An 11,370-nucleotide genomic window follows, 5' to 3' on the forward strand; every position below is an offset into this window, starting at 1 on the left:
CCCTGAACTTCCTGGAGGAACTCGAGGCCGAGGACATCGCCGCCGACACCCTCACCCGCCGCGCGGTGCGCCCCGACGCCGTGCGCCTGATGACCGCGCACCGCTCCAAGGGCCTGGAGTGGCGCCTGGTCGTCCTCGCCGGGGTCCAGGAGGGCCTGTGGCCCGACCTGCGCCGCCGGGGATCCCTGCTGGAGGCCGACCGCATCGGCCGCGACGGCCTCGCCGAGCCCCTCACCCCGGGCGCCCTGCTCACGGAGGAACGGCGCCTGTTCTACGTGGCCGCCACCCGCGCGCGGGAGCGTCTCGTCGTCACCGCAGTGAAGGCTCCCGCGGACGACGGGGACCAGCCCTCCCGCTTCCTGACCGAACTCGGTGTCGAACCCAAGGACGTCACCGGGCGCCCGCGCCGCCCCCTGTCCGTGGCCGCGCTGGTCGCCGAGCTGCGCGCCACCACCGTCGACCCCCGGGTCTCGGCCGGCCTGCGGGAGGCCGCCGCCCACCGGCTGGCCAGGCTGGCCGCCCTCGCCGACGAGGACGGCCGTCCCCTGGTGCCGTCCGCGCACCCCTACCGCTGGTGGGGCATGTTCGAACCCACCGAGTCCAAGGTGCCGCTGCGCCACCGCGACCAGCCCGTCGTGCTCTCCGGCAGCGCCCTCGACCAGCTCGCCCACACCTGCGCGCTGCAATGGTTCCTGGGCCGCGAGGTCAAGGCCGACGCCCCCGCGACCGCCGCCCAGGGCTTCGGCAACGTGGTCCACGTGCTGGCCGACGAGGTCGCCTCCGGACACACCCCGGCGGATCTCGCCGTGCTCATGGAGCGCCTCGACTCCGTGTGGAACGCGCTCGCCTTCGACGCCCCCTGGAAGTCGGCCCAGGAGAAGGAGAACGCGCGCGCCGCACTGGAACGCTTCCTCCGCTGGCACGTCATGGACCGCACCGGCCGCACCCCGGTGGCCAGCGAGCACGACTTCGACGTCACCCTCGAAGCCGGCGACTACGAGGTCCGCATCCGCGGCCAGATGGACCGCGTCGAGGCCGACGGCGACGGGCGCGCGTACGTCGTCGACTTCAAGACCGGCAAGCAGGCGCCCACCGCCAAGGAGGTGGAACGCCACCCCCAGCTGGCCGTCTACCAGCTCGCCGTGCGCGAGGGCGCCGTCGACGAGGTCTTCGACGGGGTGCGGCCCGAGCCGGGTGGCGCGGAACTGGTCCACCTGCGCCAGGGTGCCGCCCGCCGGGACGGCGGGGAGACCCTGCCCAAGGTGCAGGCGCAGGAGCCGCTGGAGGGGGAGTGGGTCGGCGACCTGCTGGCCACCGCAGCCGGGAAGGTCCTCGACGAGCGGTTCACCCCCAGCACCGGCCAGCACTGCACGCACTGCGCCTTCCGCGCGTCGTGCAGCGCCCGGCCGGAGGGACGGCACGTCGTGGAGTGAGCCGGCCTCGGGCCCGTCGGATGAGCCGGGGCCGCGCGGAGCCCGCCGGGCCTGCCGGGGCCCCGCCCGACAGGCGTCCGTCCTCCGCCGGACGGCCGGGACACCTATCGACCGGCGTCCGTCCTCCCCTGGCTGGCCGCGGGCGCCGCGCGACCGGTCAACCCCGCCGGGCCAAGGCGCTCCACCGAACCGGTGTGACCCGTTGCACCACCCGCCCCGACCTGCGCATTCGCCCCCGCCCGGGGCCGCGTGGGCGTTCGCTGTCAGTGGCCGCCGCTAGCCTCTGCGTGTGCCCGCTCGTATCACCGATCCCGAACAGCTCAAGGAACTCCTCGGCATCCCCTTCACGCCGGAGCAGACGGCTTGCATCACCGCGCCGCCCGCCCCGCAGGTGATCGTGGCCGGAGCCGGATCGGGCAAGACGACGGTGATGGCGGCGCGCGTGGTCTGGCTGGTGGGCACCGGCCAGGTCGCTCCCGAGCAGGTGCTCGGTCTCACCTTCACCAACAAGGCGGCCGGTGAACTCGCCGAGCGCGTCCGCAAGGCGCTGATCAAGGCCGGTGTCACCGACCCCGACCACCTCGACCCGGACAACCCGCCGGGCGAACCGGTCATCTCCACCTACCACGCCTTCGCCGGACGGCTGCTCACCGACCACGGCCTGCGCCTCGGCCTCGAACCAACCTCCCGCCTGCTCGCCGACGCCACCCGCTACCAGCTCGCCGCGCGCGTCCTGCGCGAGGCCCCCGGCCCCTACCCGGCCCTCACCCGCTCCTTCGCCGACCTGGTCGCCGACCTCCTCGCCCTCGACGGAGAACTCTCCGAGCACCTCGTCCGGCCCGAGGACCTGCGCGCCCACGACACGGACCTGCTGCGCGCCCTGGAGAACACCAAGCTCAGCAACGCCGACCTGCGCAAGATCCCCGAGGCCGCCGCCGCCCGCCGCGAGCTGGCCGACCTCGTCCTGCGCTACCGGGCCGCCAAACGCGAACGCGACCTGCTCGACTTCGGCGACCAGATCGCGCTGTCCGCCCGGCTCGCGACGGTCCCCGACGTGGGCCGCGCGCTGCGGGAGGAGTTCCGCGTCGTCCTCCTCGACGAGTACCAGGACACCTCCGTCGCCCAGCGCGTGCTGCTGGCCGGCCTCTTCGGCGACGGCACCGGCCATCCGGTGACCGCCGTCGGCGACCCCTGCCAGGCGATCTACGGCTGGCGCGGCGCCTCCGTCGCCAACCTCGACGACTTCCCCGAGCACTTCGCCCGCGCCGACGGCCGGCCCGCCACCCGCCAGTCGCTCAGCGAGAACCGCCGCAGCGGCGGCCGCCTGCTCGACCTCGCCAACGGACTGGCCACACCCCTGCGGGCGATGCACGCCGGCGTCGAAGCCCTCCGTCCGGCCCCCGGCGCCGAGCACGACGGCACCGTGCGCTGCGCGCTGCTGCCCACCCACGCCGAGGAGATCGACTGGATCGCCGACTCCCTCGCCCACCTCGTCCGCACCGGCACCGCCCCCGGAGAGATCGCGGTCCTGTGCCGCACGGCCGCCGACTTCGCCGAGATCCAGGGCGCCCTCGTCGCCCGTGACGTCCCCGTCGAGGTCGTCGGCCTGTCCGGGCTGCTGCACCTCCCCGAGATCGCCGACCTGGTCGCCGTCTGCGAGGTCCTCCAGGACCCCGGCGCCAACGCCTCCCTCGTGCGGCTGCTGACCGGGCCGCGCTGGCGCATCGGCCCCCGCGACCTCGCCCTGCTCGGCCGCCGCGCCCGGCTCCTGGTCACCCACGCGCCCGTCGCCGACGACGACCCCGACCGCCGGCTCGCGGAGGCCGTCGAAGGCGTCGACCCGTCCGAGGTGATCTCCCTGGCCGACGCCCTCGACACGTTCCTGGAAACCCCGCTGGACGGACACGGCGACGACGACGGCCTGCCCTTCTCACCCGACGCGCGCGTGCGCTTCGCCCGCCTGGCCACCGAGCTGCGCGACCTGCGGCGCTCGCTCGCCGACCCCCTCATGGACGTGCTGCACCGCGTCCTCGCCGTCACCGGCCTGGAGGTCGAGCTGTCGGCGTCCCCGCACGCCCTCGCCGCCCGCCGCCGCGAGACCCTCTCCAACTTCCTCGACATCGCCGCCTCCTTCGCCGCCGGCGACGGCGAGGCCACCCTGCTGGCCTTCCTGGGCTTCCTGCGCACCGCCGCCCAGTACGAGAAGGGCCTCGACAACGCGCTCCCCGGCGGTGAGAACACCGTCAAGGTGCTCACCGCCCACAAGTCCAAGGGGCTGGAGTGGGACGTCGTGGCCGTCCCCGGCCTCGTCAGAGGCACCTTCCCCAGCAGCCAGGGACGCGAGAAGTGGACAGCCCAGGGCAAGGTGCTCCCACACGCGCTGCGCGGCGACGCCGCGACCCTGCCCGACCTCACCTCCTTCGACGCGCGGGGCCTGAAGTCCTTCCACGAGGCCATGAAGGACCACCAGCACACCGAGGAACTCCGCCTCGGCTACGTCACCCTCACCCGTCCCCGCTCCCTGCTCCTCGGCTCGGGCCACTGGTGGGGACCCAGCCAGAAGAAGCCGCGCGGCCCGTCCGAGTTCCTGCTCGCCCTGTACGAGCACTGCGCCGCCGGACACGGCGAGATCGAGGCATGGGCGGACGAGCCCGCCGAGGACGAGGAGAACCCCGCCCTCCACCGGTCCGACGACGACCAGGTGTGGCCGCTGCCCCTCGACAGCGGTGCCCTCGCCCGGCGCCGCGCGGCCGCCGACATCGTCCTCGCCCATCTCGACGCCCTCGCCACCGGTGAGTACGGCACGGCCCCGGCCGCACCCGGCCCGACGGACACCTACGACGACCCCGACTGGCCGCCGCCTCCCGACGACGAACCCTTCCTCGCCGAGGCCCCCTTCCCCGACGAGGACCCCTTCACCGACGCCCTGTTCCCCGACGACGAGGCGTTCCCCGAGGACGCTCCCTTCCTCGAGGACGACGCCTTCTCCGACGGAAGCGGCACCGGCGGCGGAGCGGACGGTGCGGAGGGCCTCCCCGCCGAAGCCGCCTTCCCCGACGCCCCGTCCCCGGACGGTCAGCCGGGCGAGACCCCGAACCCGAACCGGGAGCCGAACCGGGACCCGAACCCGAACCGGCACCTGAACCCGAACCGGGAGCCGAACCCGAACCGGGAGCCGAGCCGGGACCCGAACCCGGACCCGAACCCGAACCCGAACTGGGACCGCGAACCCGGCCCGCATGCCGGGTTCCCGCACCCGGACCCGGACGGCGACCCCGGCCCGCATGCCGGCCCGTCCGCACGGCCCACCGTCCCGCACCAGGCGACCGGCCCCGGCCCCGGCCCCGGAGCCCCGCAGGCCCGCCCCACGGCCGGAACCGCGCCCCACCACCCCGGCCGGATGCCCCGCCTCACCCCCGAGGAGGCCCGCACCGTCGCCTCCTGGGACCGCGACCTCGACGCACTCACCGGAGAACTGCTGCGCGCCCGCGACCGCGTCACCGACGTCGTCCTGCCCCCCTCGCTCACCGCCTCCGAGGTGCAGCGCCTGGCGGCCGACCCGGACGGCTTCGCCCGCGAACTCGCCCGGCCCATGCCCCGCCCGCCGCAGCCGGCCGCCCGCCGCGGCACCCGCTTCCACGCCTGGGTCGAGTCCCGCTTCGAAGCCCTCACCCTGCCCCTGCTCGAACCCGACGACCTGCCGGGCGACGACGCCGAGATCGCCGACGAACACGACCTGCAGGCCCTCAAGGACGCCTTCGAGCGCACCGAGTACGCCCAGCGCACCCCGTACCGCGTGGAGGCGCCCTTCCAGCTGACGATCGCCGGCCGCGTCGTCCGCGGCCGCATCGACGCCGTCTACCGGCACGACGACGGCGACCGGGTGACCTACGAGATCGTCGACTGGAAGACCGGCCGCAGCCGCACCGCCGACCCGCTCCAGCTCGCCGTGTACCGCCTGGCCTGGGCCGAGCAGCAGGGCGTCCCCCCGGAATCCGTCAGCGCCGCCTTCCTGTACGTGCGCACCGGCGAGGTCGTCCGCCCCGACCCCCTCCCCGGCCGCGCCGCACTGGAACGGCTCCTCGGCGCGGACCCGTCCGGTGAGATACCGCACTCCGAGGAGGCCGGCGCGGGCCGTTAGGCTCGTGACCATGAGCCAGCCCGTTGACAGTGCCGTCGACGCCGTCCGTACCTACATCGAGGATCACCGCGCCGCCTTCCTCGACGACCTCGCCGAGTGGCTGCGCATCCCGTCCGTGTCGGCCCAGCCCGACCACGCGCCGGACGTGCACCGCAGCGCCGCCTGGCTCGCCGACGCACTCCGGCGCACCGGCTTCCCGGTCACCGAGATCTGGCAGACCCCGGGCGCCCCCGCCGTCTACGCCGAGTGGCCCTCCGACGACCCCGACGCCCCCACGGTCCTCGTCTACGGCCACCACGACGTGCAGCCCGCCGCCCGCGAGGACGGCTGGGACAGCGAGCCCTTCGAGCCCGTCGTCCGCGGCGACCGCCTGTACGCGCGCGGCGCCGCCGACGACAAGGGCCAGGTCTTCTTCCACACGCTCGGTGTCCGCGCCCACCTCGCCGTCACCGGCCGCACCAGCCCCGCCGTGACCCTCAAACTGCTCGTCGAGGGGGAGGAGGAGTCCGGTTCCCCGCACTTCCGGGCCCTCGTCGAGGAACACGCCGACCGGCTCGCCGCCGACGCCGTGATCGTCTCCGACACCGGCATGTGGGCCGAGGACACCCCGACCGTGTGCACCGGGATGCGCGGCCTCGCCGAGTGCGAGATCCGGCTGCACGGACCCGGCCAGGACATCCACTCCGGCTCCTTCGGCGGCGCGGTCCCCAACCCGGCCACCGCCGTGGCCCGCCTGGTCGCCGCCCTGCACGACGAGCACGCGCGCGTCGCGGTCCCCGGCTTCTACGACGGCGTCACCGAGCTCACCGACCGCGAGCGGGAACTCTTCGCCGAGCTCCCCTTCGACGAGCAGCGGTGGCTGGACACCGCCAAGTCCCACGCCACCCACGGCGAGGCCGGCTACACCACCCTCGAACGCGTCTGGGCCCGCCCCACCGCCGAGGTCAACGGCATCGGCGGCGGCTACCAGGGCGCCGGCAGCAAGACGATCATCCCGTCGTCGGCGATGGTCAAGCTGTCGTTCCGGCTCGTCGCCGGGCAGGACCCCGACCACATCGAGAAGGCCGTCCGCCACTGGGTGGCCGACCAACTGCCCGACGGCATCCGCGGTGAGGTCGTCTTCCGCCCCGCCACCCGGCCCTGCCTCACCCCGCTCGACCACCCGGCCCTGCGGTCCGTCGTCCGGTCCATGGAACGCGCCTTCGGCCGACCGGTGCGCTACACACGCGAGGGCGGCTCCGGCCCCGCCGCCGACCTCCAGGACGTCCTCGGCGCGCCCGTGCTCTTCCTCGGCATCTCCGTACCGTCCGACGGCTGGCACGCGCCCAACGAGAAGGTCGAGATCGACCTGCTCCTCAAGGGCGTCGAGACCACCGCGTACCTGTGGGGCGACCTGGCCGGACAGCGGCGGCACGTCCCCTGACCCCGTCGAGCCGTCCGGTCCGGCCGCCCGCGCGGGGCACACTGGAAGGACCCCGCCGCCGTGTGCCGCCGGACCGGTCGCCGCCCGCCGCACGTCCCGCACGACCACCCGCGACCCAATCCGTTCCACCGGGGGAGTTGGAAGCACCCGTGACCACCTGGACCGACCACACCGCCGACCGCCCCGTCTCGCTCACCGCCCCGAACGGCATCGACCGCGCCGCCCACCACCGCCTCGACGAGGCATGGCTCGCGGCGGCGTGGAGCCACCCCTCCACCCGCTGCTTCGTGGTCTCCGGCGGCCAGGTCCTCATCGACGAGACGGCGGACGGCCGGACCGAGATCGTCATGACGCCCTCCTTCGAGGCCCCGCTCACCGAGGCCCACCGCTACTTCCTGGGCATCGACCAGGACGGCGTCAGCTACTTCGCCCTGCAGAAGGACTCCCTGCCCGGCCGCATGGACGACTCCGCCCGCCCCGCCGGGCTGCGCGAGGCCGGCCTCCTGCTGTCCCCGCGGGACGCCGGACTCATGGTGCACGCCGTCGCCCTGGAGAACTGGCAGCGCCTGCACCGCTTCTGCTCCCGCTGCGGCGAACGCACCGTCATCGCCGCCGCCGGCCACATCCGGCGCTGCCCCGCCTGCGGTGCCGAGCACTACCCGCGCACCGACCCCGCAGTGATCATGGCCGTGGTCGACGAGCACGACCGCATCCTCCTCGGCCGCCAGGTCCACTGGCCGGAGGGCCGCTTCTCGACGCTGGCCGGGTTCGTCGAGCCCGGCGAGTCCATCGAGCAGTCGGTGCGCCGCGAGGTCCACGAGGAGGTCGGCATCGACGTCGGCGAGGTCGAGTACCTCGCCAGCCAGCCCTGGCCCTTCCCGTCCAGCCTCATGCTCGGCTTCGTCGCCCGCGCCACCTCGACCACGATCCAGGTCGACGGCGACGAGATCCACGAGGCCCGCTGGTTCTCCCGCGACGAACTCGACGCCGCCTTCACCTCCGGAGAGGTCCTGCCGCCCTACGGCATCTCCATCGCGGCCCGCCTGATCGAACGCTGGTACGGCAAGCCCCTCCCCACCCGCACCGCCTTCTGAAGGGCCCGCCCCACGCAAAGGGGTGGCCGCCCCGACAGGGACGACCACCCCACAGCTGTGCGGGCCGCTCAGGCGCCGATCTTCTGCTTCACCTGCGCCAGCGACGGGTTGGTGAGCGTGGAACCGTCCGGGAACAATACGGTCCACGGTCTGTAGGCTTCCCTCCTGGTGGCCAGGGGGGCCGCCCCTGTAACGGGGAGGGGCAAGGGTGAGCGAGAAGCCCAGGGCGCTTGGCGTGGTCCGTCTGTCTGTAGGCAACGAGAACCAGACCGGCGAGGAAACGCAGCGGACCCGCATCAGCAAGCGGGCCGACGCGGAGGAAATGGAGCTGGTCGACTTTGCGGTCGACATCGACGTGTCGGCGTCCATCTCGCCGTGGGTGCGTCCGTCCCTGGGGGACTGGCTCAACAACAAGAAGGATCAGTTCGACCACATCATCATCCTGAAGATCGACCGCATCGCACGGTCGGTCCGCCACCTCTCGGACATCATCGAGTGGTGCGAGGCGAACGGTAAGGGCCTCATCTCCTGCGAGGAGGGATTCGACCTCTCGAAGCCGTGGGGCAAGACCATCGCCAAGATCCTGGCCGTGGTGGCAGAGGCCGAGCTGGACGCCATCAAGGCCCGCAACAAGGCTTCCCGGGAGACCATGCGGAAGACCGGCCGGTGGCCGGGTGGCCTTGTCCCGTTCGGGCGCCGAGCGGTGAAGGGCGACGCGGGCTTCACCCTGGAACTCGCCCCCGAGTACGGCCCGACACTGATCGAGATGATCCGACGCTTCATCGAGAAGCCGAGCTTCTCGGCCGTCGCCGACTGGTTGAACGGCCTCGCATCTACGGCGGTGGTTGCCGGGGGCGGGCCTTGGTCCCGTCGCTGCGGTCTCCCCGGGGCACACAAAACCCCCGATCAGCCTCAGGCCGGTCGGGGGCTGCGTCTCGCAAGGGTCAGACGCCGAGCGCCTGCTTCACCTGGGCAAGGCTCGGGTTCGTCATCACGACCTCAGTGCCACCATTGGAGGGAATTACCTGAACGGTCGGCACCGTCTGGTTGCCCCCGTTCGCCTTCTCGACGAACGCGGCCGAGTCCGGGTCCTGCTCGATGTTGATCTCGGTGTACGCGATGCCCTCGCGGTCCATCTGGCTCTTCAGCCGACGGCAGTAGCCGCACCACGTGGTGCTGTACATCGTCACAGTGCCCGGCATGTCGTTTCGCTCTCCTTCGGCGGCTCGGGGAAGTCCTCGTCCAGGGAACGTACGCCCCCGCGCCGCCATTCCCGGCGGGCGGGGGCCCCACCGGCGGCGGGGAGTGATCTCCGCCGCACCCGCGCGTGACGCCTGCGCACGGCCCACCCCGTCAACGTGCGGCGTTCATACGACTGCGAGGGTCCGCCTGTGGACAACCGGCTCACCCGTCGCCGGCGACCTGGCAGCATGGCGGTGTGACAGCAGCAACGCACTCCCCCCTCTTCCCGCAGGTACCGGACTCGGCCGACGCGGTGCTCGAAGGGCTCGACCCCGAGCAGCGCGAGGTGGCCACCTCGCTGCACGGCCCGGTGTGCGTGCTGGCCGGCGCCGGTACCGGCAAGACGAGGGCGATCACCCACCGCATCGCCTACGGGGTGCGGGCCGGCATCCTCCAGCCGTCCAGCGTGCTCGCCGTCACCTTCACCAACCGCGCCGCCGGGGAGATGCGCGGCCGGCTCCGGCAGCTCGGCGCGGTGGGTGTCCAGGCCCGCACGTTCCACTCGGCGGCCCTGCGGCAGCTCCAGTACTTCTGGCCGAAAGCCATCGGTGGCTCGCTGCCCCGGCTCGTCGACCGCAAGGCCCAGCTGGTCGCCGACGCGGCCGCCGCCTGCCGCATCCGGCTCGACCGGGGCGAGCTGCGGGACGTCACCGCGGAGATCGAGTGGGCGAAGGTCACCCAGACCGTCCCCGCCGACTATCCGCTCGCGGCCGCGAAGAGCGCACGCGAGGCGCCGCGCGACCCGGCCGAGGTCGCCCAGCTGTACGCCGCCTACGAGGAGCTCAAGCGGGAGCGCGTCGTCATCGACTTCGAGGACGTGCTGCTGCTCACCGTCGCGGTGCTCCAGGACCGGCACGACGTGGCGGAACAGGTCCGCGCCCAGTACCAGCACTTCGTCGTCGACGAGTACCAGGACGTCAGTCCGCTCCAGCAGCGGCTGCTGGAACTGTGGCTCGGCGACCGGGACAGCCTGTGCGTGGTCGGGGACGCCAGCCAGACCATCTACTCGTTCACGGGTGCGACGCCGGACCACCTCCTCGACTTCCGTACCCGGCACCCCGGAGCCACGGTCGTCAAGCTGGTGCGCGACTACCGCTCCACCCCGCAGGTCGTCCGGCTCGCCAACGGTCTGCTCGCCCAGGCGAGCGGCCGGGCCGCCGACCACCGGCTGGAACTGATCTCCCAGCGGGCCGGGGGACCGGAGCCGGTCTTCGCCGAGTACGCCGACGAGCCCGCCGAGGCGGAGGGGACCGCGCGCCGGGTCCGGGAGCTGATGGACGCCGGGGTCCCGGCGAGCGAGATCGCCGTCCTGTTCCGCACCAACGCCCAGTCCGAGACCTACGAGCAGGCCCTCGCCGACGCCGGGGTGCCCTACCAGCTCCGGGGCGCGGAACGTTTCTTCGACCGTCCCGAGGTGCGCAGGGCGATCGTCGCGCTGCGCGCCGCGGCCCGCTTCGGGGGGAACGACGCGCTGCTCGACGACGCGCCCGACCTTCCGTCCCAGGTGCGTGCCGTGCTGTCGGGCGAGGGCTGGAGCGCGCAGCCGCCGGCCGGTTCGGGCGCGGTGCGCGAGCGCTGGGAATCGCTGGCCGCGCTGGTGCACCTCGCCCAGGACTTCGCGGCCGCGAGAGCGGGTGCCACGCTCGCCGACCTCGTCACCGAACTCGACGAGCGGGCCGGGGCGCAGCACGCCCCGACCGTGCAGGGCGTCACCCTCGCCTCCCTGCACTCGGCCAAGGGCCTGGAGTGGGACGCCGTGTTCCTGGTCGGTGTGGCCGAGGGCATGATGCCGATCACCTACGCACGCACCGACGAGCAGATCGAGGAGGAGCGCCGGCTGCTCTACGTCGGCGTCACCCGAGCCCGCGAGCGTCTCCACCTGTCCTGGGCGCTGTCCCGGTCCCCCGGGGGCCGCCCGAACCGGCGGCCCAGCCGTTTCCTGGACGGACTGCGTCCGGGGTCGGGCAGCGGCCCGGGCCGGGCGGGCGCGGGCGGGGCCGGAGGCGTGGAGCGCGGCGTACCGGGCGCGGCGGCGGG

At 73.7% G+C, this 11,370-nt stretch carries 6 protein-coding genes and 2 pseudogenes; 6 read left to right on the forward strand and 2 right to left on the reverse strand.

Features of this window, described 5'->3' with window-relative positions; translation table 11 throughout:
* The 4 genes from G3I53_RS10020 to nudC form a co-directional block, all read left to right on the forward strand.
* On the forward strand, positions 1–1,433 hold a 1,433-nt coding region (locus G3I53_RS10020), incomplete at its 5' end, for a PD-(D/E)XK nuclease family protein (RefSeq protein WP_164438235.1).
* Positions 1,434–1,722: 289 nt separating this feature from the next.
* Complete coding sequence (locus G3I53_RS10025; RefSeq protein WP_164438236.1) at positions 1,723–5,574, forward strand: UvrD-helicase domain-containing protein; 3,852 nt, start codon at positions 1,723–1,725, stop codon at positions 5,572–5,574.
* Between the two features lie 10 nt (positions 5,575–5,584).
* The gene (locus G3I53_RS10030) at positions 5,585–6,997 is read left to right on the forward strand and encodes a dipeptidase (protein ID WP_164337942.1); all 1,413 of its coding nucleotides are present in this window, start codon (positions 5,585–5,587) and stop codon (positions 6,995–6,997) included.
* A 137-nt stretch (positions 6,998–7,134) separates the two neighbouring features.
* Positions 7,135–8,091 (forward strand): NAD(+) diphosphatase, encoded by a 957-nt coding sequence (gene nudC, locus G3I53_RS10035; RefSeq protein ID WP_164337941.1) that lies wholly within the window; start codon positions 7,135–7,137, stop codon positions 8,089–8,091.
* Positions 8,092–8,159: 68 nt separating this feature from the next.
* Here nudC and G3I53_RS10040 read toward each other — a convergent pair.
* Positions 8,160–8,234, reverse strand: a pseudogene (locus G3I53_RS10040) (NrdH-redoxin); the annotation flags it as partial.
* A gap of 92 nt (positions 8,235–8,326) precedes the next feature.
* On the opposite strand from G3I53_RS10040, the pseudogene G3I53_RS33755 reads away from it, so the two are divergent.
* Positions 8,327–8,749 (forward strand): annotated as a pseudogene (locus G3I53_RS33755) (recombinase family protein); the annotation flags it as partial.
* A gap of 286 nt (positions 8,750–9,035) precedes the next feature.
* On the opposite strand, the gene G3I53_RS10050 reads toward G3I53_RS33755, so the two are convergent.
* Complete coding sequence (locus tag G3I53_RS10050; RefSeq protein WP_164337939.1) at positions 9,036–9,293, reverse strand: mycoredoxin; 258 nt, start codon at positions 9,291–9,293, stop codon at positions 9,036–9,038.
* A gap of 236 nt (positions 9,294–9,529) precedes the next feature.
* Between G3I53_RS10050 and G3I53_RS10055 the strand changes: the two genes are divergently transcribed.
* On the forward strand, positions 9,530–11,370 hold a 1,841-nt coding region (locus G3I53_RS10055), incomplete at its 3' end, for an ATP-dependent helicase (protein WP_164438237.1).

Source organism: Streptomyces sp. SID14436, from assembly GCF_010548465.1.
In the GTDB taxonomy this organism is placed as follows: Bacteria; Actinomycetota; Actinomycetes; order Streptomycetales; family Streptomycetaceae; genus Streptomyces.